Annotated in this window: 18 protein-coding genes and 1 pseudogene; 8 read left to right on the plus strand and 11 right to left on the minus strand. The window is 74.4% G+C overall.

Going from position 1 to position 21,931, the window contains the following annotated elements; all coding sequences use genetic code 11:
• Nucleotides 1-472 precede the first annotated feature (472 nt).
• Nucleotides 473-1,768: pseudogene (locus AB0O53_RS07490) on the minus strand (DUF6777 domain-containing protein); the annotation flags it as partial.
• A gap of 60 nt (nt 1,769-1,828) precedes the next feature.
• Between AB0O53_RS07490 and AB0O53_RS07495 the strand changes: the two are divergent.
• On the plus strand, nt 1,829-3,112 hold the full coding sequence (locus AB0O53_RS07495; protein ID WP_365193777.1) for a streptophobe family protein: 1,284 nt from the start codon (nt 1,829-1,831) through the stop codon (nt 3,110-3,112).
• Between the two features lie 21 nt (nt 3,113-3,133).
• On the opposite strand, the gene AB0O53_RS07500 is transcribed toward AB0O53_RS07495, so the two are convergent.
• Together AB0O53_RS07500 and AB0O53_RS07505 are read right to left on the minus strand one after the other, a co-directional pair.
• Nucleotides 3,134-3,802, minus strand: a complete 669-nt coding sequence (locus AB0O53_RS07500; RefSeq protein ID WP_365193780.1) for an SH3 domain-containing protein — start codon at nt 3,800-3,802, stop codon at nt 3,134-3,136.
• Nucleotides 3,803-3,807: 5 nt separating this feature from the next.
• Nucleotides 3,808-6,192: an ABC transporter ATP-binding protein/permease gene (locus AB0O53_RS07505; protein WP_365193783.1), complete on the minus strand. Its 2,385-nt coding sequence runs from the start codon at nt 6,190-6,192 to the stop codon at nt 3,808-3,810.
• 180 nt (nt 6,193-6,372) lie between these two features.
• Between AB0O53_RS07505 and AB0O53_RS07510 the strand changes: the two genes are divergently transcribed.
• The 5 genes from AB0O53_RS07510 (at nt 6,373) to AB0O53_RS07530 (ending at nt 11,608) form a co-directional block, all read left to right on the plus strand.
• A complete protein-coding gene (locus AB0O53_RS07510) occupies nt 6,373-7,404 on the plus strand; it encodes a cation diffusion facilitator family transporter (protein ID WP_365193785.1) in 1,032 nt (343 codons plus the stop codon).
• A 30-nt stretch (nt 7,405-7,434) separates the two neighbouring features.
• The gene (locus AB0O53_RS07515) at nt 7,435-7,917 is read left to right on the plus strand and encodes an NUDIX hydrolase (protein WP_365193787.1); all 483 of its coding nucleotides are present in this window, start codon (nt 7,435-7,437) and stop codon (nt 7,915-7,917) included.
• A 48-nt stretch (nt 7,918-7,965) separates the two neighbouring features.
• Nucleotides 7,966-9,216 (plus strand): Tm-1-like ATP-binding domain-containing protein, encoded by a 1,251-nt coding sequence (locus AB0O53_RS07520; protein ID WP_365193790.1) that lies wholly within the window; start codon nt 7,966-7,968, stop codon nt 9,214-9,216.
• Nucleotides 9,217-9,368: 152 nt separating this feature from the next.
• Nucleotides 9,369-11,000, plus strand: a complete 1,632-nt coding sequence (locus AB0O53_RS07525) for a serine/threonine-protein kinase (RefSeq protein WP_365193793.1) — start codon at nt 9,369-9,371, stop codon at nt 10,998-11,000.
• Complete coding sequence (locus tag AB0O53_RS07530; RefSeq protein WP_350991319.1) at nt 10,997-11,608, plus strand: hypothetical protein; 612 nt, start codon at nt 10,997-10,999, stop codon at nt 11,606-11,608. Before AB0O53_RS07525 ends, AB0O53_RS07530 begins: the two co-directional genes overlap by 4 nt.
• Here the strand turns inward: AB0O53_RS07530 and AB0O53_RS07535 are convergent.
• On the minus strand, nt 11,586-11,912 hold the full coding sequence (locus tag AB0O53_RS07535; protein ID WP_350991317.1) for a DUF6191 domain-containing protein: 327 nt from the start codon (nt 11,910-11,912) through the stop codon (nt 11,586-11,588). The genes AB0O53_RS07530 and AB0O53_RS07535 overlap by 23 nt on opposite strands.
• Before the next feature lie 127 nt (nt 11,913-12,039).
• Nucleotides 12,040-13,329, minus strand: a complete 1,290-nt coding sequence (locus tag AB0O53_RS07540) for an ATP-binding protein (RefSeq protein WP_350991315.1) — start codon at nt 13,327-13,329, stop codon at nt 12,040-12,042.
• A gap of 160 nt (nt 13,330-13,489) precedes the next feature.
• Between AB0O53_RS07540 and AB0O53_RS07545 the strand changes: the two genes are divergently transcribed.
• On the plus strand, nt 13,490-14,944 hold the full coding sequence (locus tag AB0O53_RS07545; RefSeq protein WP_365193798.1) for a hypothetical protein: 1,455 nt from the start codon (nt 13,490-13,492) through the stop codon (nt 14,942-14,944).
• A 174-nt stretch (nt 14,945-15,118) separates the two neighbouring features.
• A complete protein-coding gene (locus AB0O53_RS07550; protein ID WP_365193801.1) occupies nt 15,119-15,895 on the plus strand; it encodes a trypsin-like serine peptidase in 777 nt (258 codons plus the stop codon).
• Nucleotides 15,896-15,966: 71 nt separating this feature from the next.
• On the opposite strand, the gene AB0O53_RS07555 is transcribed toward AB0O53_RS07550, so the two are convergent.
• The 6 genes from AB0O53_RS07555 to AB0O53_RS07580 all read right to left on the minus strand — a co-directional run bounded on the left by AB0O53_RS07555 (nt 15,967) and on the right by AB0O53_RS07580 (nt 21,813).
• Nucleotides 15,967-17,175 carry an acyltransferase family protein gene (locus tag AB0O53_RS07555; protein WP_350991309.1) on the minus strand — a complete coding sequence of 403 codons (1,209 nt, stop codon included), beginning with the start codon at nt 17,173-17,175 and terminating at the stop codon, nt 15,967-15,969.
• Between the two features lie 109 nt (nt 17,176-17,284).
• Nucleotides 17,285-17,782, minus strand: coding sequence for an NUDIX hydrolase (locus tag AB0O53_RS07560; RefSeq protein WP_365193804.1), 498 nt, complete (start codon nt 17,780-17,782; stop codon nt 17,285-17,287).
• Nucleotides 17,783-17,817: 35 nt separating this feature from the next.
• Nucleotides 17,818-19,461 (minus strand): apolipoprotein N-acyltransferase, encoded by a 1,644-nt coding sequence (gene lnt / locus AB0O53_RS07565; protein WP_365193807.1) that lies wholly within the window; start codon nt 19,459-19,461, stop codon nt 17,818-17,820.
• A gap of 97 nt (nt 19,462-19,558) precedes the next feature.
• On the minus strand, nt 19,559-20,074 hold the full coding sequence (locus tag AB0O53_RS07570) for a hypothetical protein (protein ID WP_365193810.1): 516 nt from the start codon (nt 20,072-20,074) through the stop codon (nt 19,559-19,561).
• 69 nt (nt 20,075-20,143) lie between these two features.
• Nucleotides 20,144-20,707, minus strand: a complete 564-nt coding sequence (locus tag AB0O53_RS07575; RefSeq protein WP_350991301.1) for a dihydrofolate reductase family protein — start codon at nt 20,705-20,707, stop codon at nt 20,144-20,146.
• Nucleotides 20,708-20,793: 86 nt separating this feature from the next.
• Nucleotides 20,794-21,813 carry an FAD-dependent oxidoreductase gene (locus AB0O53_RS07580; RefSeq protein WP_365194165.1) on the minus strand — a complete coding sequence of 340 codons (1,020 nt, stop codon included), beginning with the start codon at nt 21,811-21,813 and terminating at the stop codon, nt 20,794-20,796.
• Nucleotides 21,814-21,931: the final 118 nt, after the last annotated feature.

Raw genomic sequence — 21,931 nt, forward strand, 5'->3', positions numbered from 1 at the left:
GCTGCTCCGCCGGAGGCGTGGCCTCGGGCTGCGGCGCCACCGGTGACGGCGGGGCCGGCGCCCGGCTCGGCAGCGACGGCGTGCGGTCGGTCGGCGGCGGCGTCCGGGACGGCAGCCGGGGCGTGCGGTCCGTCGGGGGCGGCGTCCGCGTCGGCACCCGCGGCGTACGGTCGGTCGGCCGGGGCGAACGCGCCTCAGAGGGCGGCGGTGACGGCTTGGGCGAGGGCGATGCCGCCGGGGACCCCGAGGGGGTACCCGACGGCGACGGCGGTCCCGACGGTGACCCCGATGGCGGCTCGGACGGGCTTGCGGTCCCCGGGGCCGTCGGTGTGGGTGAGCCCGACGCCGAGGGCGTCGGGCTGGGCTTCGGCGAGACCGACGGGGACCCGGACGGGGCCTTCGTCGGCGACTGCGAGGGGGACGGCGAACCGGACGGCGTCGGCGAGCCGGAAGGCGGCTTCGACGGGGACTGCGAGCCCGAGGGCGACGTGGTGGGGGACGTGGAAGGCGACTTCGAGGGGGACTTCGAGGGCGACTTCGACGGTGACGCGGAGCCGGACGGCTTCGGGGTCGTCGTGGGCGGCTTCGAGCCCGAATGCGTGGGCGACGTCGACGGTGACGTGGTCGGCGGCTTGGTCGGCGGCTTCGAGCCCGTGTGCGTCGGCGACTTCGAGGGCGGTCCGGGCGGCTTCGGCCCGGTGTGCGTCGGCGTGACCCCGGGGCTGGGCGTGGTCGGGGGCGTCGGGATCACGGGCGGCGGGATCGGCCGGTCGGGCCTGCGCTGCTGCTGGTGGCCCTTGTCGCGCTCGAACCAGTGCCGGTTCTGGTGGTCGTAGATCACGATCTTCTTCACCGGCTCGACGGCCGGCGCGATGACGACGACCTTCGCCGGCTGGTACGAGGGCCACGTCTGCCCGTAGCGCTTCGGCGCGGCCTTCAGCGGCACCGGCGGACCGAGCGGATTGCCGCACGCGCAGCGCACCCGCGGCACGCCCCGGTCGTCCACGAGCACGGCCGTCCCGGCCTGCAGCACGGCCTGGTAGCTGGTGACCTTGCCGTTCTGGAAGCCGTGGTTCGTGACCCGGGTGTCCAGCCGCAGCTGCACCGGGGTCAGCGAGCGCAGGTACGCGGGAACGGCCGCCGGCCGGATGCCGAGCGTCGCCGCGAAGGCCTCGTTCGTGGCGGGCGCCGCGGCCAGGACCTTGATCTGCTTCTCGACGTCGCAGCTCGCCACGTCCTGGGTGCCCCCGTAGACGCCCGGGGCGGCGCCGCTGACGCTCCTGGTGCCCGTGGCGGTGCCCTGGGTGGTGGGGGCGGCACCGGTCGTGGTGGGGGACGGTGCCGGGCTCTCCGGTGGTGGAGCGTCCTCCTTGACCACGGTGGACTCGGTGAAGGGGTCGGGTCCGGCCGCGGCGGCGGGCTGGAGGAACACCTCGGCCCCGGCGCTCGGTGAGCCGTCGGGCCGGGTCAGCACCACCACCAGGACCACGGCCGCGACCACCGCGACGAGCGCGGTGGCGAGCCGTGGAACGGACCGCCACCAAGGACCCTTGCCCGGCCCCGGACCGCCGGGACCGGCCGGACCGCCCGGCGGTCCGGTCGGCGGCGGCGGAGGGGGTCCCGACGGTCCGGCCGGCGGCGGAGGGGGTCCCTGCTGTCCGCCCGACAGCGGCCCGGACGGCGGCCCGGTGGGTCGCTCTGACGACGGCTGCCTGCCGGAGGGCTGTGTGCTCACGGGCTCTTCTTCCCAGGAGGAGGGAGTTCCCATCGGACCATTGTGTGCGCCATCCGGGTGGTGCCCGCAAGCCGGGAGTGCCACGGTTGCAAGGTGAGCCAGACACCGAGATCGGCATCGTCCGGGGGCTCCGCGAGGGCTTGGCGCGACGCCCTCGTCACCGTCGTCGCGGGTTTCGCGGCGATGATCGCCGTCGCCGCGGCCGGCCTTGCGTGCGCGGGCGCCGGCCGCCTTCCGGAGGGGGCGTTCCCGCACGTGCTCGCCGCGGTCGTCGTCATGGCGGCCGGCGGTACGGTGGAGGTGTCCGGTGACGCCGGCCTGCTGGCCGGCGCGGACGCGAGCCTGTCGGTGCTCCCGCTCTCGGTGAGCCTGGCGGGCGCCCTCGCGGCCGGATACTGCTTCCTGCGCCCGCTGCACAACCGGGCCGTCGCGGGGCCCCGCGAACTCCTCGGCCGGGCCGTTCCGTTGGTGGTGCTGTGGCTGCTGGCCCTGACCGGCGCCGCGGCCCTGGCCCGGCAGGACTTCGGCATCGCCACCGGCGACTCCCCGCTCGGGGTGATCGGTGAACTCCTGGACTCCGCTCCGAAGGTGGGCTTCCGCTCCGACGTGCCCGCGACGCTCCTGTTCGGACTGGTGTGGATCCTGGGCCTGTTGCTGATCGCGCTGCTGGTGTCCCGCCGCGCGCCGCTCCCGGCCGGACTGGTCCGCTTCCACACCGCGGTGCGTCCGGCCGCCTTCGCCACGACGGTGCTGCTCCTCGCGTACGTCGTGATCGGCGTCGTCGCCGGCCTGGTGGCGGCCGCGACCCAGGGGGACGCGGGCCGGACCCTCGCCGTGGTCCTGCTCGGGCTGCCGAACCTCGTCTGGATCGCGCTCACCCTGGGCTTCGGCGGTGCCTGGGAGGCCCGGGTGGAAGGGGCCTTCGGGCTGCCGATGCCACAGCTCGTGGACGAGGTGCTGCGCGATGCCGACGGCGCCCCGGTCGACGTGGCGTCCTTCGCCGCGCGGGACCCGAGGGCGTGGTGGCTGGTGGTGGCGGCCGTCGTCCTGCTGCTGGGCACGGGCGTGGTGGCGGCCGTACGGTCCCCCGCGCACGTCCGGCCCTGGCAGCACGCGCTCCACCTGGGCGCGGCCCTCGCCCTGGCCACCCTCGCGGTCTGCCTGCTGTGCCGGATGCAGGCCGAGTACGGGCTGTCGCTGCTGGGCCTCGGCGAGGTGGACGACCTCGGCGGGGAGGTCCTGCTGGACCCCGTGCTGTGGCGCATGGTCGGCCTGGGCCTGCTCTGGGGTGCGGTGGCGGGCTTCCTCGGCGGCGTCCTGGCCCGCCCGCTCCACCGCCGCGGCCGGGTCGACGAACCCGCCGCGGCGCACGGCTGACCCCGGCGTCCCGGCCCCGGCTCACTCCCGTTCGGGGTCGTGGGTGTCCACGATGCGGGTCGGGGCGGCCCGGTCGGTGCCGCCCGCCTGCGGGCCGACGGGCGGCGCGGCCGGCCCCGCGCCGGCCGGGCCGGCGTCGTCCGGGTCCTCCTGCGCCGGCCCTGGCCCGTGCGCGGCCCCCAGCCCCTCGGTCACCGCGTAGGTCGCGAGGCGGGTCCCGTCGCCGTACATCCACCGTCCGGAGGCCTCGTCGTAGAGCCAGACCGACTCGCCGTCGACGACCACGCCCACCCGCAGCCCGCGCAGGGACCGCCGGAAGGCGTCGGTGTCGACCCGGCCGGAGGCGAGTTCGTCCACGGCGTGCCGGTAGCGCTCCAGGGCGTCGGCGCCGCGCTCCAGCAGCGGCCTGGGGTCCTCGGCGCGTACCGACGGCCGCTCCCCCGTGGTCGGCGGTGGCTGCGGGACCGCGACGAGGAGCCGTCCGTCGACCCAGGCACTCCATCCGTTGGCGCACAGGATCTCCCCCCACTCCCCGCGCCGGGACAGCAGTTGCACGGGCAGGAAGGCGTCGAGGGCCGCGGTCGGCCGGGAGACGTCGGGGGCCTCCCAGGCGGAGAGCCCCGGCGGCGGCACCACATGGGTGGGCCGGAAGTCGGCAACGGTCGTCCCGGGATCCATCGAGCTGCTCATGAGGCCTACTTCCGCATGATCACGGGCTCGTGGCGGCGCAGCAGCCGCGCGACCAGCACCCCGAACAGGACGGACAGGACCACCAGCATGCCCAGGTTGAGCAGCCACACCGCGGGGCTGTGGGCGAACAGCGGGTCGTCGGTCAGTGCGCCGGGCACGATCGCGTGCAGGTCGATGGTGCCCGCCATCGCCCCGAGCGCCCAGCGCGAGGGGACCAGCCAGGCCAGCTGCTCGACGACGGGGACGCCGTCCAGCTCCAGGAGCGCGCCGCAGAAGACCACCTGCACGATGGCGAGGAGGACCAGCAGCGGCATGGTGACCTCCTCCTTGCGGACCAGCGCGGAAACGAGCAGGCCGAGCATCATCGCGCTGAACGCCAGGAGGGCCACCGCGATCGTGATCTCGACGAGGGGTGGCAGGAGCACGCCGTGGCCGCCCGGGGCGTTGAGGTCCACGCCGTAGAGGGCCACCAGGGTCAGCACCACGGCCTGGGCGACGGTGACGGCACCCAGCACCACGACCTTGGACATCAGGTAGGCGGAACGGGAGAGGCCCACCGCCCGCTCCCGGCGGTAGATGACGCGTTCCTTGACGAGTTCGCGGACGGCGTTCGCGGCCCCGGTCAGGACGCCGCCGACCGACAGGATGAGCAGGGCGTTGATCGCGGTCTCCTGGGTGAGCCGGCTGCCGGCCAGGGCGCGGGCCATGGCGCCCATGACGAACGGCAGCGCGATCATGATGGCGAGGAAGGTGCGGTCCGCGGCGAGCGCGGCCGCGTAGCGCCGTACGAGGGTGGACAGCTGGGAGCCCCAGCTCTGCGCCTTGGGGGGCGGCGGGGGGACGAGGCCGGCCGCGGAGGCGGCCTCGGCGGCCGCCGGGTACGCGCCGCCGTACCACGGCTCGCGGGCGGCACCGAGGACGTACTTGCGGTGGGCGGTCGAGGCGGCGTACTCCCCCGCCCAGTCGCGGCCGCGCTGGTTCTCGAAGGCCTCGAAGGCCTCGGGCCACTGGGAGAAGCCGAAGTGTTCCAGGGTCTCGGCGGGCGGCCCGTAGTAGGCGATGCGCCCGCCCGGTGCGAGGACCAGCAGCCGGTCGCACACGTCGAGGCTGAGGACGCTGTGGGTGACCACGATGACGGTGCGGCCGTCGTCGGCGAGGCCGCGCAGCATGTGCATCACCGAGCGGTCCATGCCCGGGTCGAGTCCGGAGGTGGGCTCGTCCAGGAAGAGCAGGGAGGGTTTGGTGAGCAGCTCCAGGGCGACGGACACCCGTTTGCGCTGGCCGCCGGAGAGGCTGTGGATGGGCTGGGCGGCACGCTGGTCGAGGCCGAGTTCGCCGATCACCTCGTCCACCCGGCGCCGGCGTTCGGCCTTCGCGGTGTCCTGGGGGAAGCGCAGTTCTGCCGCGTAGAGGAGGGCGCGCCGGACGGTGAGCTGGGAGTGCAGGATGTCGTCCTGGGGCACGAGCCCGATGCGGCTGCGCAGTTCGGCGTAGTCGCGGTAGAGGTCGCGGCCGTCGTAGAGGACGGCCCCCCGGTCGGCGGGGCGCAGGCCGGTGAGGGCGCCGAGCAGGGTGGACTTGCCGGCTCCGCTGGGGCCGATGACGGCGAGCAGGCATTTGGCGCCCACGGGGAAGGACACCTCGTCGAGGAGGGTCTTGCGGCCCCGGTCGACGACGACGGTGAGTCCCTGGACGTCGAGGGTGATCTCGCCCGTGTCCTCGTACTCCTGGAGCCGGTCGCCCACGAGGCAGAAGGCCAGGTGGCCGATGCCGACGATGTCGCCCTCGGTGAGGGGTGCGGCGCCCGTGACGGGGGCGCCGTTGAGGTAGGTGCCGTTGTGGCTGCCGAGGTCGGCGATCTCGTGGCCGCCGTCGGCGAGGGCCCTCAGTTCGGCGTGCCGCCGCGATACGTCGAGCTCGTCGATGACGAGGTCGTTGTCGGTGGAGCGGCCGATGCGCACGACGGTGCGGGCCGGCAGCGGGAGTACGGCGCTCGGCTGCCGGAAGGTGGCGGTCATGGACGGGTTGGAGACCCTGGACGGCCGGGCTCCGGCCGCCCCGGGGCCGGGCCCTGGAGCGGTGAGGACGGCCCGCGGTCCGTCCTGCTCGTCGCCGAAGCGCAGTTCGCTGCCGGCGCCGACGCTCCACTCGTGGACGCGGTGGCCGTCGGCCCAGGTGCCGTTCGTGCTGTCCTCGTCCTCGACGGTCCAGTGGTCGCCGTCGGGGCGCAGGACCGCGTGGTGCCAGGAGACGCGGGCGTCCTCGAAGCAGATCTCGCAGAGCGGGTCCCGGCCGACGTGGTAGCTCCGGCCCGGGCTCATCGGTGTGGAGCCCGTCGCTGTTTCCAGGACGAGCTCTGGCGCGGTCGGCACACCGGGGCGCTGGACCATGAGCAGATTTTCCCACGATCACACCGACCCGGCAGCGGTCGGACGAAACCGCAGGTCAGAGGCCTCTTATAGGTAATGACAACGGTCCCCGTTGCAGCCTTTGCCCATCTCGTCGGGGTGCGCTTCACTTCACGCGACGGGAACCGGACAGACGGCTGCCGCGACGAGACGGGGGATGCCATGAGCGGGCGCGACCACGGGCACGATCACGGGCACGACGACCACGGCCACGATCACGGGCACGGGCCCGGGGGCCACAGCCACGGCGTGGCCGCCGACGCCGACCGCCGCTGGCTGGCCATCGCGCTCGGCCTGATCGGCGGGTTCATGGCCGTCGAGGTGGTCATCGGCGTCATGGCGCACTCGCTGGCCCTCATCTCCGACGCGGCCCACATGCTCACGGACGCCGTCTCGATCGTCCTCGCGCTGATCGCGATGCGGCTCGCGGCCCGTCCGGCCCGCGGCGGTTTCACGTACGGCCTCAAGCGGGCGGAGATACTCTCCGCGCAGGCCAACGGCCTGACGCTGCTCCTGCTGGGCGCGTGGCTGGCGTACGAGGCGGTGCGCAGGCTGATGGACCCGCCGCCGGTCGAGGGCGGTCTGGTCCTGGTGACGGCGCTCGCCGGCATCGTCGTCAACGTGGCCGCGGCCTGGTGCATATCGCGGGCGAACCGGTCCTCGCTGGCGGTGGAGGGCGCCTACCAGCACGTCCTGAACGACCTGTTCGCCTTCATCGGGACGGCCGTGGCCGGCCTGGTGGTCATGACGACCGGGTTCCGGCAGGCCGACGCGATCGCCACGCTCGTGGTCGTGGTGCTGATGGTCAGGGCGGGCTACGGTCTGGTCCGCGACTCCGGCCGGATCTTCCTGGAGGCCGCGCCCGCCCACGTGGACCCGGACGCGGTCGGTGACCGGCTCGTCGGGCACCCGCCGGTCACCGAGGTGCACGACCTGCACATCTGGACGATCACCTCGGGGCAGGCCGCGCTCTCCGCGCACGTGCTGGTCGAGCCGGAGGGCGACTGCCACGCGGTGCGCCGGGAGCTGGAGCAGCTGCTGGACAAGGAGTACGGGATCACGCACACCACCCTCCAGGTGGACCACGTGCAGGACTCCCTCCTCTCGGTCGGCCGCCACGGCGAGGCCTCGTACGACCCGCACTGCGCGGACGCGCACGGACCGGTCCACCGTGAGGGCCCGCACGACCACTGACCGACGCCGTTCCGGGGCATGTATGGGCCCATGACGCACAAGCGCAGCGCCGGACTGCTCCTCTTCCGGCGGACGGACGGCTCAGGGGCGGAGCCCGGGGTCGAGGTACTGCTCGGGCACATGGGCGGCCCGTTGTGGTCGGGGAGGATCGCCGGGGACTGGGCCATCCCCAAGGGCGAGTACGGTCCGGAGGAGACTCCGCGCGACGCGGCCCGCCGGGAGTTCACCGAGGAGATCGGCCTGCCCCCGCCGGAGGGCGAGTACCTGCCGCTGGGCGAGGTACGGCTCTCCAGCGGGAAGCTGGTCACGATCTGGGCGGTGGAGGCGGACCTCGATCCGGCGCTCATGGTGCCGGGGACCTTCACCCTGGAGTGGCCCCCGCATTCGGGGAACGTACAGGAGTTCCCCGAGCTGGACCGGGTGGCCTGGTGCACTCCCGAGATGGCTCAAAGCATGCTGATCCCCGCGCAACTCCCCTTCCTGGAGCGGCTGTTGGTGCTGCTGAAGGCTTGACCAGAGCTCGTACTTGCCAACATCCGCGCGTGCCTGGACATTGCACCTATGACGAACGTCGTGCTGGTGGGAACCCTGGACACCAAGGGTGTGGAGTACGGCTGGCTGCGCGAGAGGCTGCTGCGCGCCGGCGTCGAAGTGGTACTGGTCGACACAGGGATCATGGGGGAACCCCGGGTGGCCGCGGACGTCACGCGCGCCGCGGTCGCCCGGGCCGCGGGAAGCGAACTGTCCGTCCTTCGATCGGCCGCCGACCGGGGCGCGGCCGTGACCACGATGGCCCGGGGCGCCGAGGCGACCCTGCTGCGCCTGCACGCCGAGGGCCGGCTGCACGGCGTGCTCGCGATCGGCGGCAGCGGCGGCACCTCCATCGCCACCCGGGCGATGCGCGCCCTGCCGCTGGGCGTGCCGAAGCTGATGGTCTCGTCCATGGCGTCCGGGGACACCGCCCCGTACGTGGGCTCCTCGGACATCACGATGATGTACAGCGTGGTGGACATCGCGGGGATCAACAGCGTCTCCGCACCGATCCTGGCGAACGCCGTGGCGGCCATCGCCGGGATGGCCGGATCCTTCGCCCGCGCCTCGGCGGAGCGCCCGCCGCGGCTGGGTGCGGGTCCCCGTCCGCTGGTCGCGGCGAGCATGGCGGGCGTGACCACGTCCGGCGTGGACGCGGCGCGCGAGCGGCTGACCGAGCTCGGCTACGAGGTCCTCGTCTTCCACGTCAGCGGTACCGGCGGCCGCACGCTGGAGACCCTCGCCGCCCAGGGGGTCTTCGCCGGTGTCCTCGACCTGACCCTCAGCGAACTCGCCGACGACCTGTGCGGGGGCATCCTGACCGCGGGTCCCGACCGGCTCAGCGCGGCCGGGCGGGCGGGCGTGCCGCAGGTGGTGAGCCTCGGCGCGCTGGACATGGTGAAGTTCGGCCCGCTGGAGTCCCTGCCCCAGCGGGTGCTGGACCGGGGTGTCCACGTGCACAACCCGTCGATCACGGTGATCCGCACGAGCGAGGCCGAGTGCGCGGAGCTCGGCCGCCGGGTCGCGGCCAAACTCCGCGCGGCCACCGGTCCCACGGCCGTCTGCGTCCCGCTCCGTGGACTGTCCACGCTGGGCGCGCCGGACGGCCCGTACCATGACCCCCGCGCGGACCGGGCGCTGTTCTCGGCCCTGCGCGAGGGCTTGCGGGGCAGCGCCGCGCGGCTCTACGACTACGACACTCACATCAACGACCCGGCCTTCGGGCGGGCGGCCGCGGACCGGCTGCACGCCATGATCGGCGCGGTGTCGGCCGCGGCCTGAGACACCGGCCGCGGTGGGGAACCAGCCGTGGCGCAAACCACGTCCCATGGGGAGTCCGGTCCGGGCAGGCCGGTGAGCGGCCGGCCCGGACCGGCCGCTGACATGGACGGATCCGGTGCCGCACGGCAGGCAGCAGGCAGGGGGCAGGAACGATGAACGACACGCGGGCGGCATGGTCGGTCCCCGGTTACACGGAGGTCCGTGAGCTCGGCTCGGGCGGCAGCGGCAAGGTGGTGCTCGCCGTCCACGACGCCACGGGCACGGCCGTCGCCGTCAAGTACCTCAGCGACCGGCTGCGCGAGGACCCCGCCTTCGTCGGGGAGTTCCGGGCCGAGGCCCGGCTGCTGGGCGGGCTGGAGTCCCCGTACGTGGTCCGCCTGTACGAGTACGTGGAGGCGCCCGGCGGCGCGGCCATCGTGATGGAACTGGTGGACGGCATCTCCCTGCGCTCGCTGCTCAGGCAGTCCGGGCGGGCCGACGCCGAGGCGGCGCTGGTGGTCCTGAAGGGATCCCTGCTCGGGCTGGCGTCGGCGCACCGCGCGGGCGTCGTCCACCGCGACTACAAGCCGGAGAACGTGCTGGTCGCGGCCGACGGCTCGTCGAAGCTGGTGGACTTCGGGATCGCGGCGAACCGCGGCAGCACGCCCGGGGTCGCCGGTACCCCCGCCTACATGGCGCCCGAGCAGTGGCAGGGCCGGCCGGCGTCGCCCGCCGCCGACGTGTACGCGGCGACGGCGACCTTCTTCGAGTGCCTCACGGGGCGCAAGCCCTACGACGGGGAGAACTTCGCGGAGCTCGCGGTCCAGCACATCGAGGCCCCGGTCCCGGAGACCGAGGCTCCGGAGCCCGTGCGTCCGCTGATCCGGCGGGGCCTCGCCAAGGCGCCCGAGCAGCGGCCGGAGAACGCCGAGGCGTTCGTGGCCGAGCTGGAGGACGTGGCGCTGGCCGCGTACGGGCCCGAGTGGGAGGAGCGCGGGCAGCGCAAGCTGGCCGCGCTGGCCGCGCTGCTGCCGCTGCTGTTCCCGTCGGCGGGCGCACCAGCGGCGGGCACCACCGCGGTGGCCACGACGAAGCTGGACGGCGGCTCGGGCTCGGGCTGGGCTCCCGGCAGGCGCGGCTGGATCGCGGCGGGGACGGCCCTGGTCCTGGGGGCCGTGCTGGTCCTCACGACCGACGCGATCGGCGCGGCTCCGGACGGGGCTTCGGCGCTCAGCGCCTTCGCCACGACGAGCGCGGCCCCTCCCGGGTCGGCCTCCCCCACCCCCGGTGCGTCCGCTTCCACCTCCGCCTCACCGAGCCCGAGCCCGAGCACCTCGGTCTCGGCGAGCCCTTCGACGTCCGCGTCGGCGTCCGCCTCCCCGTCCGCCTCGGCCTGGCCGTCGGCGTCCGCGAGTCCCACGACCCCGAAGCCGACGGTGAGCTGGTCCCCGACGGCGAGCCCCACGCCGACTCCGACCCTGAAGGTCACGAACGTCGCCGTGTCCCTCAAGACCGGTGTGTACCGGGGGGACGCGGCCATCACGGTCTCCTCCCAGGGCACCGGGCCGGTGACCGTGGTGGTGGAGTGGTTCCTGGGCGGTGCGCAGGGCTCCTTCTCGGTGCCGGACGGCAGCGAGTCGTTCACGGTCCAGGCCGGCTCGACCGTCACCACGAGCAGGGTGCACACCTTCAGCCGTGACCGCGGCTGCTACGGCGGGGTCAGGGTGACCACCAAGCCGGCCGCCGGCAACAAGTCCGCGTCGGCCTCGCAGTACCTGCCGCGCTGCGTGGAGGTGCCACGATGAGCGATCCCCGCGCCCCCGAGGGCGACGACTACAGCGCGACGGTCCTCGGGAGCCACTGGTTCAGCGGCCCGCCCGCGACGGCCGAGGCGGTGGCGCCCGACCGCGTCGAGGGGTCCGTACTCCGTTTCGGGCCCGGGGTCACCGCCGCGATGCCCGCGCCGTTCCCGCTGGACGCGGCTGTGGCCGTGGCCGCCGCGCCCCGGCGGCGGCGGGGCGCCGGGCTGCGCCGGTACGCGCTGGCCGCGGTCGTGCTGGCAGCGGTCCTGGCGTACCTGGGATGGCAGCGGTTCGGTCCGGGGATCGAGGTCGGGGAGGTGGCCGTCAGCACCGATCCGGCCGGTCCCGCGTGCGACGCGACCGCCGACGTGGTGGCCGTCGTCGGTACCGACGGCCGGCCGGGGACGCTCACCTACCGGTGGGTCCGCAGCGACGGCACCACGTCCGAGGAGCTGACCGAGCGGGTTCCGCGCGGGCAGCGCGAGGCCCGGCTGCACCTGCTGTGGACGTTCCGGGGGACGGGCACCTACCAGGCGAAGGCCGAGCTCCGGCTGCTGTCGCCGGAGCAGCGGACCGCTTCGGTGGACTTCACCTACCGCTGCAGCCCGTAGCGGGCATCCGGATGACGGCGAGGCCGCCGTCGAGGTCCACGCGGGAGCGCGGCGGTGCGCCGTCCTCCTCGTCGTCGCGCAGGACGAGGGCGCTCTGGCGCTCCTTCAGTTCGTTCTGCTTGCCCGGCGAGAAGCTGGCGTGCAGCTGCTCGAAGCCGGTGGCGGAGATCTGCCCCTGGCGCCCGTTCCACCGCCAGGGGAGCAGGCCGGCCCGGCCGGCGCGCACCAGTGCGAGGTCGAGGAAGGCCATCGCGGTGAGCAGGATGGCCAGCCCCGGAAGGGTCATGAAGATGACGAAGCCCATGCCGTGACGGTAGCCGACCCGGCCGCCCGGCCCCCGGACGGGGACCGGGCACCGGCGTCGGCCTCCGTCCCCGTCCCCCGCCGCAACCGGGGGACGGGAGTTCACGGGCCCGGTCCGGGACCGCGGTTCAGAAGCGGGCGTGGGCGGTGATGTCCGCCTCGAACTCGCCCGTCATCGCCGGGGTCACCGTCGGCCGGCACTGGCGGACCGCCTCCAGGTAGTCCCGCGTGGTCGCACCGAGCTGCGCAGCCGCGGCACCGCGCGCACCCACCGCCTCCAGGTCCCGTTCGAAGGAGACCTGTGCCGCGATCCGCGCCGCGTGCTCGATGTCGGCCGGGGTGAACAGCTCGGTCGCCTCCACCAGGGCGCTGACGTCGATGTCGGCGCGGCCCGCCGTGTAGCGGGCCCAGATCGCGGCGCGGGCTCCGGCGTCCGGGGTGCCGATCGGGATGAGGTAGTCGAAGCGCCCGGGCCGCAGGAAGGCCGGGTCCAGGGAGCGGATGGAGTTGGTGGCGCAGACGAGGAGCCTCTCGTCGCCCTCCCGGAAGCCCGGTATCAGCTTCAGCAGCTCGTTGGTGACGCCGTGGATGCCGCCGGGCTGCGCGGGCTCGGTGCGCACCGGGGCGATCTCCTCCACCTCGTCGATGAAGACGAGGACGCGCTCCAGTTCCGCGATCCGGGCGAAGGCGTCGCGCAGCGCCGCGGCCAGGTTGCCCTCGTCCGCCAGGCGTGAGGGCAGCAGTTCGACGAAGGGCCAGCCGAGCCGGGAGGCGATGGCCCGGGCGAAGGTGGTCTTCCCGGTGCCGGGCGGACCGAAGAGGGTGATGGCCCGCGGCGGCCGCACTCCGTGCGAGGCGGCCCGCTCGGGCTCGGCGAGCGGCAGCACCACGCGCCGCTCGATGAGGTCCTTCTCCTTCTCCATGCCGGCGACCTTGGACCACAGGTCGTTCGGCAGGAAGCGGCCGCCGAGGTCGTCGAGGAGTCCGGCGGCCGGTCCGTGGAGCGGCTCGGTCTTCTCGAAGTAGGCGACGGCCGGCTGCCGGGTGTAGCCGGCGTTGAGGAGGCCTTCGCCGAGCAGGTCCTCCTCGGGCAGGACGTAGGCGATGCGGCCGACGCGGGCGGCGATGAGGCGCCGTTCCAGTTCGACGAGGAGGGCGCTGGCGAGGCCCCGGCCGCGCCAGCCGGCGGCGATGGCGATGCGCATGACCCAGGCGCGCTCGCCGGTGACGCAGGCGAGGGCCGCGCCGATGGGGACGCCCTGGTGGACGGCGACGACGCAGGGCTGCCGGCCGGTCAGTGCGCTGATGCACTCGGCGAGCGAGAAGACCGACTCCTGGCCGAGTTCGGCCGTGGTGTCGATCAGGTGGACCACCGCTGCGAGATCGCTCTCGCGGTAGTCGTGGATGAGCCAGTTCACCGGGTACCGCCCCTCGTTCGTGCTCCTTGCGGCGAGGCTAGGGGCGGGCGGGCCCGGCGATCTCGCGCCGCGGTGCACAACAGGCGGTCCGGAAACCCTCCGTGGCGTCCATAGACTGTGGTTTCCGCCCGAACGCCAGACCGAGGATCCCAGCACCTTCATGCGTTGCCACATACCCGCGGCCCGACGCGGGCCGCTCCTCTGTCTCGTCCCCTTCCTCTGGACCCTGGCGCTCGGTCTGTGGGGGCTCTCCCGGCAGGACAGCGTGTGGCGCGACGAGGCGGCGACCTGGCAGGTGGCCGGGCGGTCGGTGGGTGAGATCTGGCGGATGCTCGGGAACGTGGACGCCGTCCACGGGCTCTACTACCTGCTGATGCACGGCCTCTTCGAGGTGTTCGGGGCGAGTACGACGACCCTGCGGCTGCCCTCGGTGCTGGCGGTGGCGTGCGCCGCGGTGTGCGTGGCCGTGATCGGGCGGCGCCTGGCGGGCTTCTGGGCCGGGCTCGGGGGCGGGCTGGCGCTCGGGCTGCTGCCGGCCGTGCAGTTCCACCTCCAGGAGGGCAGGCCGTACGCGCTGGTCGCGGCGGGGGCCGGGCTGTCGGCCCTGCTCCTGGTGTCGCTCCTGGAGGACCGGTCCGGGCGGCGGACCTGGCCGCGCTGGACGGCGTACGGGGCGGTGGTGCTGGTGTGCGCGCTGCTGAACTGGCTGTCTCTGCTGGCCCTGCCCGCGCACGCGGCGACCCTGTGGTGGGTGCGGGCGCGCCGCGGTGTCTGGCTGCGCTGGGCGGCGTACGGGTCCGGGGCGGTGGCGGGGGCGCTGCCGCTGGTCCTGTTCAGCCGGGGCCAGTCCGACCAGGTGTCCTGGATACCGCCGCTGAGCTGGCCCGCGCTGACCGGTCCGGGGATCCTGCTGGCGATCGGCCTGCTGGGGGCGTGGGCGGACCGGCCGGACCGGTCGCGGGTCTCGGCGGCGGCGGTGGGGCTGCCGCTGCTGGCGGTGCCGCAACTCGGGCTGCTGGCGCTGTCGCTGGTCCAGCCGCTCTTCCTGGACCGGTACGTGCTGTTCGGCGCGGTGGGTCTGGCGCTGCTGATCGGTGCGGGCCTGGGGGCCGCCGTACGGGCCTGCGCGCCCCGGTTCCCGAGGGCGTCGGCCCTGCTGGTGCCGGGGGTGGTCGCCGTCTCGGTGCTGGCCCTGCTGCCGGTGGAGCTGGGCAGGCGGGCCCCGGCCAGCCGGATCGACGACGTGCTGGCGGTGGCCGGGGAGGTGGCCCGGCTGAAGCGGGACGGGGACGCCGTGGTGTTCGTACCGGCCGCGCGGCGGGACACGGCCCTGGTCTCCCCCGGCGCCTTCACGGGCCTGACCGACGTGGCGCTGGCCGAGAGCCCGGCGGCGTCGGCCACCCTCAAGGGCGAGGAGGCGGAGGCGGAACCGATCCGGGAGGCGCTGCTGCAGCAGCGGCGGGTGCTGCTGGTGACGGACTCGGCGGAGGTGGCGAAGGCGCCGTCGGCGGAGCGGGACAAGGCGAAGGCGGCCGTACTGCGGGAGCGGTTCACGGTGGTGGCGGACCGGCAGGTGCGGGGGCGCCGCGTCACGGTGTACGAGCGCCGCGACTGATCCCGGTCGCGGCGCGCGGCGGCCCGCGGCGGGGGCGTCTCGTCCGGGGCTGTGGCGTTCGGAACCGTCTCGTCCGATCATGACCCGGGTTTCACAACCCCTTCACGGGATTCACAGGGGATTCATACGGAACTCCGTCCTCCGGTCATAGGTTCGGCGGGCAGGGTGGCAGGCATGATCCACGACGCGCTCCCCCGAACGGCCCGGCGCTCCCGTGCGCGGCGGGCATCACGGATCCTGCTCGCGCTGACCGCGATGGCGGCGCTGATCGGTGTGGACCTGCCCGATGCCGCCTCCGGCCCGCCGCTCGGCGTCACCGCGTGGGCCCGGCCCGGCGCCGAGGCCGACCGGGTGGGCGCGCTCTTCGCCGACGGCCTCGACGGCGGGCACTTCTGCACCGCCGCGGTGGTGCGCAGCGACGACCGGGACGTGATCGCCACGGCGGCCCACTGCCTGGGGACGACGGGCACCACCGTCTTCGCACCCGGCTACCGGGACGGGGAAGCCCCGTACGGCCTGTGGCGGGTCACCGGCGTGTTCGTGGCGCCGGAGTGGACCGACGGGCAGGACCCGGACGCCGACATCGCCTTCGCGACGGTGGCCCCCGTGGACGGCGGGCAGACCCGCCGCGTCGAGGACCTCGTGGGCGGTTTCCCCGTCGCGGCCGAGCAGCCCGCCGGAACCAGGGTGACGGTCATCGGCTACCCGCGGACGCTGGAGGCCCCGCTGCGCTGCGCCAACACCACCGGCCTGCTGTCCCCGACCCAGCGCCGGATCGGCTGCCCCGACCTCAGCGGCGGTACCAGCGGCAGCCCCTGGCTGGTGGACGGCGCCCTGGCCGGGGTGCTCGGGGGCTACGAGGGCGGCGGGACCGTGCCGGAGATCTCGTACAGCGCGGTGATGGGCGATCAGGCGGTGGAACTGTACCGGGAGGCCGCCGTCGACGGCTGACCCGCGGCTCCCGGGGCGGTCACCGCGGTCGCCCCGATCGGCGCGGTCGCCCCGGCCGGCGCCTCAGCGCCTCAGCGCCGGCCGGCCGGGACGCGCTCCGCCCCGCGCGCGGAGGGCTGCGCGGGCAGCCGCCCGAGCAGCGCCGGCCGCGGGGTCCCCGAGCGGACGTCCTGCACCCCGCGCCGCAGGCCGTCGCGCAGCCTGCGGCCCAGCGGACGCTCGACGAACCGGTGGACGAGCCAGGCGAGGACCACCATGAGGGCGGTCACGCCGAGGACCAGCGGGACGGGCTCGACCTCCCGGCGGAAGTGGTGGATGAAGGTCAGCCCGGCCATCATGTGGATCAGGTAGAGCGGGTAGGTGACCGCTCCGGCGTGCGGGAGCCAGCGCCACCGGACCCGGTCGAGGGCGCCGAGCGCGATGGCCGCCATGAGGGCGAAGCCGAGCACGATGATCACGTGGGCCGGCCAGGCGGGCGTCTGCTCCGTGGCCCTGCGGCCCAGGCTGGAGATCATGCGCGCGTGCACGTGGTGCTGGGCGAGCAGGAACTGCACGCCGACCACGGCCCACAGGAGGGCGTTCGGCCGGAAGCGGCGCATCAGGTAGAAGGCGATCCCGGCGATGAAGTACGGGGACGCCGACGACACCGCGAAGAAGGAGAGCAGGCCGTTGTCCACGGCCGGGGCCACGGCGCCGGCGAGGGTCCAGAGCCCGCAGAAGAGGATGCAGTTGCGGTAGGTGACGCCGCGCATCACGACGATCGCGAACAGTACGTAGAACTTGAGCTCGACGAAGAGCGTCCAGTATGCGTCGTCCACGTGCGGGACGCCGATCCCGGCCTGGAGCATCGAGAGGTTCACCACGACGTCGCTGAACGACCCGACCCTGCGCACCTCGGGCCAGGCGAACAGCACGAGGGAGGTGAAGACCACGGCCGCCCAGTAGGCGGGGAAGAGGCGGGAGGCCCGGGAGACCGCGAAGTCGCCGACGGTGCGACCCCAGGCGCTCATGCAGATGACGAAGCCGCTGACCAGGAAGAAGATCTCGACGCCGAGCCAGCCGTAGACGGCCAGGGCGTGCGCGCCGGGGAAGACGTCCCCGGCCGGCTCGCCCCAGGCGCTGTCGAGGGCGGCGTAGTGGTAGAAGAGCACGGAGAACGCGGCGAGCACCCGGACGGCGTCGAGGGCCGCGAGGCGCGGGCCCGGTGCTCCGGCGGGCGGTGGTGCGGCGCTCGCGCGCCCGCCCGCCCCGGGTATGCCTGCCGTTCCTCCCGCGCTCATCCGTTGATCGCTCCCCGAAAGATCCGTGACGGCCCGCTGAAGACCGTCGGGTCAGCGGAACCTTACAGGTCACCCCGCCGAGGTCCACCCGACCCGACTGCCATGATCATCACAAGGAGCCCTGGTCCGTGATCGCGGCCGGAGCCTCGAACCAGGTGGGCTCCTCTCGCAGGGCCCGGTGGATCCGGTCCAGGGCGAAGGACTCCAGCGGGGGCAGCGCGTCCACGTCGAACCAGGCCACTTCGAGGGACTCGTGGTCGTTGGCCCGTGCCTCGCCGCCGGTGGCGCGGCAGCGGAAGGTGATGTCCTGGAACTGGCAGACGTCGCCGTTGGGGTAGGTGATCGGGTCGAGCATCTGGACGAGTACCACCCGCTCGGGCACGCAGTGCACGGCCGTCTCCTCGTACACCTCGCGCACGGCGGTCTCGGCCGGCTGCTCGCCCGGCTCGGCGATGCCGCCGACCACGGACCACCGCCCGGTGTCGGAGCGCCGGCCGAGCAGCACCCTGCCCCGGTCGTCGAGGACGATGGCCGTGACCCCGGGCAGGAGGAGCAGCTGGTGCCCGGCGGACTCGCGGATCCGCCGGATGAAGTCAGGTGTGGTCATCCCCCGACCCTATGAGGCCGGGGCGCCCTCCCGTCTCAGGCGGCGCGGCGGGCCCGGACCCGGCGGGCGGCGAGTACGCCGAACCCTCCCGCGGCGAGCAGCAGCAGGGCGTACTCGGGAAGCGGCCCGAGCACCGTGGCCGGGGTGCGGCCGGAGCGCAGCGGGATCTCGGCGACGAGCGCGTCCGCGGTGAACATCTTCGTCTCCGAGACGATCCGGCCGTCGGGGCGGATGACGGCGCTGACTCCGCTGGTGACGGGGACGAGGACGGTACGGCTGTGCTCGACGGCCCGGACCCGGTCCATGGCGAGCTGCTGGTAGGTCATCTGCGTGCGGCCGAAGGTGGCGTTGTTGCTCGGTACGGCGATCACCTGGGCGCCGTCCTGGACGGTGGAGCGGACGGCGTCGTCGAAGGCGGCCTCGAAGCAGGTGACCATGCCGACGCCGGTGCCGGCCATGTCGAAGACGCCGGGGTCCTTGCCGGGGCCGAAGTCACGGCGCACCCGGTCCACGTCGGAGCTGAAGAGCCGGACGAAGGAGCGCATCGGGATGCGCTCGCCGAAGGGCTGGATCTTGCGCTTGTCATAGGTCTCGGTCGGGCCCGCGACGGGGTCCCAGAGGATCATCGTGTTGCGCAGGGGGCCCGTCTCGGGGGCGACGACCGCACCGATGGCCACGGGCACGCCGATGGCCTTGACGGCCTTGTCGATGACGGCGTGGGCGTCGGGTTCGGCGTACGGGTCGAGGTCGGAGGAGTTCTCCGGCCAGACGACGAAGTCGGGCTTGGGCGCCTTGCCGGCCTTGACGTCCTCGGCGAGCTGGATCGTGCGCTTGACGTGGTTGTCCAGGACGGCCCGGCGCTGGGAGTTGAAGTCGAGGCCCAGGCGGGGCACGTTGCCCTGGATGACGGCGGCCACGACCTTGCCGTCCTCGGCCGCGTCGGAGACCAGCGGGCGGGCGGCGAGGGCGGCGGCGACGGGGGCGGCGACGGTGAGCGCGGTCAGCGCGGCGGTGGTCCGGCCCGGGTGCCGACGGGCGATGCGCAGGGCTTCGTAGAGGCCGAATCCGCAGAGCGCCACGCCGAAGGAGAGCAGCGGTGTGCCGCCGAGGGCCGCGAGCGGGGTGAAGACGCCGTCCGCCTGGCCGAAGGCGAGCTTGCCCCAGGGGAAGCCGCCGAAGGGTGCCCGGGCGCGCAGGGCCTCGCCCGCGACCCAGACGGCGGCGGCGAACACCGGCCAGGCCCGGAGCCGGCTGACGAGGGCGATGCCGAGGCCGGTCAGGCCGTAGAAGAGGGCTTCGAGGGAGGTCAGCGCCAGCCAGGGCACCGGCCCGACCTCCTCACCGGTCCATACGAGGAGTGGCAGCAGGTAGCCGAGGCCGGCGAGGGTGCCGAGCCCGAAGCCCGCCCGCGGACGGCGGCCGTGGAGGCAGCCCGCGAGGAGGGCGAGGGCGAGGGGGGCCAGCCACCACAGGGGGCGGGGCGGGAAGCTGAGGTAGAGCAGGACGCCGGACAGCGCGGCGAGGAGGGACCGGACCAGCCAGGCTCCCCTGCGCTGCGGCGCGGAGGTCGCGGCGGGGGCGGCGGGGGGCGTCGCGGAGGGCGTCCTGGGCTCGGCCGGTCCGCCGGCGGGCCGCGAGGGCTCGTTCGAGGCGGCCTCGCGCGTCACACTGCTGCTCATCTGGCGGAGTGTACGTCCCCGGACCCTCGGAACCGGTAAGCGCCTCGGCTCGCCGGCCGTCCCGTCCGGCGTCTCGCCCGGCGCGTCATCCGGCGCGTCATCCGGCGAGGGTGCGCAGGTGGGCGCGGATGACACGGACGGCGTTCTCGGCGTCGTCGACGGTCACCGTGAAGAGCTTGCCGTCGACCATTCTCACCTTGAGGCCCTCGCCGCGCCGGACGATCACCGCGGTGCCCTTCTCGGGGCGCCAGCGGCAGCCCCAGCCGCCCCAGTGCTGCGGGGTGATCCGGGGCAGGAACTCGGCCGAGGCCACGTCCGCGAGCTCGATCCGGCGGCGCGGCAGACCGATGTGGCCGCAGCGCACCACGAGGGCCTGGGCGTCGATGGTGACGGCGACGTGCACGAAGGCGACCGTGCCGTAGACCATGAGCAGGCCCGCGGCGAGGCAGCCGGTCACCGCCATCAGGAGCGGGACGAAACCGGAGGTCCACGCGTTGTCGACGGCCAGCTCGACGCCGAGCGCCACGCAGGCCGCACCGGCCGCCGCGAGCAGCCACTGCAGGGGGTTGGTGGCCCGGCCCGTCCAGAGCGGACCAGGGGGGTGACCCGTCATACCCAGCAGCGTACCCACGTTCCGGAGGGACACCACCGCCGCGCGCCCGAACGCCGGGCGGAGTGCCGGCTAGCGCACCACGCGGTAGCGGAGGTGGACGATCTTCGAGGCGAAGGTGCGGGTCTCGACGAGTTCGAGGTCGACCCGGCGCCCGCCCTGGGGGAAGAACGGAATGCCGCCGCCGACCAGGACCGGGTAGACCATGACCCGGTACTCGTCGATCAGGTCCAGCGCGGCCGCCTCGGCGGCGAGGGTCGCGCCGCCGAGGGCGATGTCGCCGTCCCCCGGTTCGGCCCTCAGCCGCTCGATCTCCTCGGCCAGGCCGCCGGTGGCCAGGCGGGCGTTGCCCTGCACCGCCGTCAGGGTGCTGGAGAACACCACTTTCGGGAGCGGGTTCCAGACCGAGATCCATTCGAGTGACGCGGCGTCGAGCGACGGGTCCTGGTCGGCGGTCTCCCAGTACAGCATCGTCTCGTAGAGCCGCCGCCCCAGCAGGTGGACGCCGAGCTCCCGGGTCTGGTCGGTCCAGAAGCTGAAGACCTCCTCCTCGGGCGCCGTCCAGTTGAAGTCGCCGTCCAGCCCGACGATGTAGCCGTCGAGCGAGGCGCTCATCGCAAAGGTCACGCGTCGCATCAGGAGTCCTCCTCGGTGAGGATCCGACCCTACGGCCGCCGGTCCCCGCGCAGGCCGCCGCGACGCGCGCGAACCCGGCGGGGGTGTCAACCGGGCAGCATCCGCAGGAGGGCGTCGCGCAGGGCCGGGCGGCGGGCGGTCATGAACCGGTGCAGGGTCCGGGAGCCCAGGGCGACGCGCTGGGCGCTGCGGCGGCGCTCGGCGTCGTACGCGCGCAGGGCGCCGGGCAGTCCGTCCGGCCCGCCGGCGGCGACGGCGCGGGTGAGGGCCTCGGCGTCGAGGAGGGCGGTGCAGGCGCCCTGGCCGAGGTTGGGCGTCATGGCGTGGGCGGCGTCGCCGACGAGGGCGACCCGGCCGTCGGCGACGAAGCGGGGCAGGGCGGGGTGGAGGTGGCGCATCTCGTACCGGATCCAGGTCGCGGGGTCGGTCTCGGCCAGGACGCGCGGGATCGGGTCGTGCCAGCCGGCGAAGGCGTCCCGCACCTCGCGCGTGGTGGCGGCCGCGGGCACGGTGGCGTACCAGTTGGTGCGGCCGGGCTCGACGGGGGTCATGCCGAAGAAGCGGCCCTCACCCCAGGTTTCGCCGTACAGCCCGGTCTCGAAGCCGGCGATGCCGATCCAGGCGACCGTGCCGATCGGGCGGGGGCCGCTGCGGCTGCCGAAGTACGCCGTGCGCACCGTGCTGTTGATGCCGTCCGCGCCGACGACCAGGTCGGCGTCGAGTGCGCCCGGGTCGGTCAGGGGCCGCCCGTATGCGATCCGCGGGCCGCCGAGCCGGTCGAGTTCGGCCAGCAGGGCGTCGATCAGGTACGGACGGGACACGAGCAGTTCCGGCCGGCCCGCCCTGCGCTCGATCCGTTCGAGCGGGAGGGCGGCCAGGACCGTGCCGTCGGGGCGCCGGATGCGGGCGTCCCGGTACGGGACGGCGTGCGCCCGCAGCGCGTCGCCGAGGCCGAGGCGGTCGAGTGCGGTCTGCGCGGTCGGGTGGATGCCGAAGGCGGTTCCGTAGCGTTCGGGGGCGGCCCGCCGCTCCAGAACGGTTACCGTCCAGCCCGCACGGCGCAGGCCGATGGCGGTGGCGAGCCCGCCGACCCCGGCCCCGGCCACGACGGCCGTGCCCGCCTCCCGCCCGCCCGGGGCAGCGGTTCCGTCCACGGTCTCGCCGTCGCCGTTGCCGCTCATGGCACACCCCTCCGCCCGCACCGGACCACGACTACCACAGCCG

It is taken from the genome of Streptomyces erythrochromogenes (assembly GCF_040684695.1).
GTDB lineage: Bacteria > Actinomycetota > Actinomycetes > Streptomycetales > Streptomycetaceae > Streptomyces > Streptomyces erythrochromogenes_C.

Excerpts from the sequence above, each read along its gene's own strand:
- AB0O53_RS07500 (WP_365193780.1), bottom strand. The coding sequence starts at position 3,802 with ATGAGCAGCTCGATGGATCCCGGGACGACCGTTGCCGACTTCCGGCCC.
- AB0O53_RS07505 (WP_365193783.1), bottom strand. The coding sequence starts at position 6,192 with ATGGTCCAGCGCCCCGGTGTGCCGACCGCGCCAGAGCTCGTCCTGGAA.
- AB0O53_RS07510 (WP_365193785.1), top strand. The coding sequence starts at position 6,373 with ATGAGCGGGCGCGACCACGGGCACGATCACGGGCACGACGACCACGGC.
- AB0O53_RS07515 (WP_365193787.1), top strand. The coding sequence starts at position 7,435 with ATGACGCACAAGCGCAGCGCCGGACTGCTCCTCTTCCGGCGGACGGAC.
- AB0O53_RS07520 (WP_365193790.1), top strand. The coding sequence starts at position 7,966 with ATGACGAACGTCGTGCTGGTGGGAACCCTGGACACCAAGGGTGTGGAG.
- AB0O53_RS07525 (WP_365193793.1), top strand. The coding sequence starts at position 9,369 with ATGAACGACACGCGGGCGGCATGGTCGGTCCCCGGTTACACGGAGGTC.
- AB0O53_RS07530 (WP_350991319.1), top strand. The coding sequence starts at position 10,997 with ATGAGCGATCCCCGCGCCCCCGAGGGCGACGACTACAGCGCGACGGTC.
- AB0O53_RS07535 (WP_350991317.1), bottom strand. The coding sequence starts at position 11,912 with ATGGGCTTCGTCATCTTCATGACCCTTCCGGGGCTGGCCATCCTGCTC.
- AB0O53_RS07545 (WP_365193798.1), top strand. The coding sequence starts at position 13,490 with ATGCGTTGCCACATACCCGCGGCCCGACGCGGGCCGCTCCTCTGTCTC.
- AB0O53_RS07550 (WP_365193801.1), top strand. The coding sequence starts at position 15,119 with ATGATCCACGACGCGCTCCCCCGAACGGCCCGGCGCTCCCGTGCGCGG.
- AB0O53_RS07555 (WP_350991309.1), bottom strand. The coding sequence starts at position 17,175 with ATGAGCGCGGGAGGAACGGCAGGCATACCCGGGGCGGGCGGGCGCGCG.
- AB0O53_RS07560 (WP_365193804.1), bottom strand. The coding sequence starts at position 17,782 with ATGACCACACCTGACTTCATCCGGCGGATCCGCGAGTCCGCCGGGCAC.
- lnt (WP_365193807.1), bottom strand. The coding sequence starts at position 19,461 with ATGAGCAGCAGTGTGACGCGCGAGGCCGCCTCGAACGAGCCCTCGCGG.
- AB0O53_RS07570 (WP_365193810.1), bottom strand. The coding sequence starts at position 20,074 with ATGACGGGTCACCCCCCTGGTCCGCTCTGGACGGGCCGGGCCACCAAC.
- AB0O53_RS07575 (WP_350991301.1), bottom strand. The coding sequence starts at position 20,707 with ATGCGACGCGTGACCTTTGCGATGAGCGCCTCGCTCGACGGCTACATC.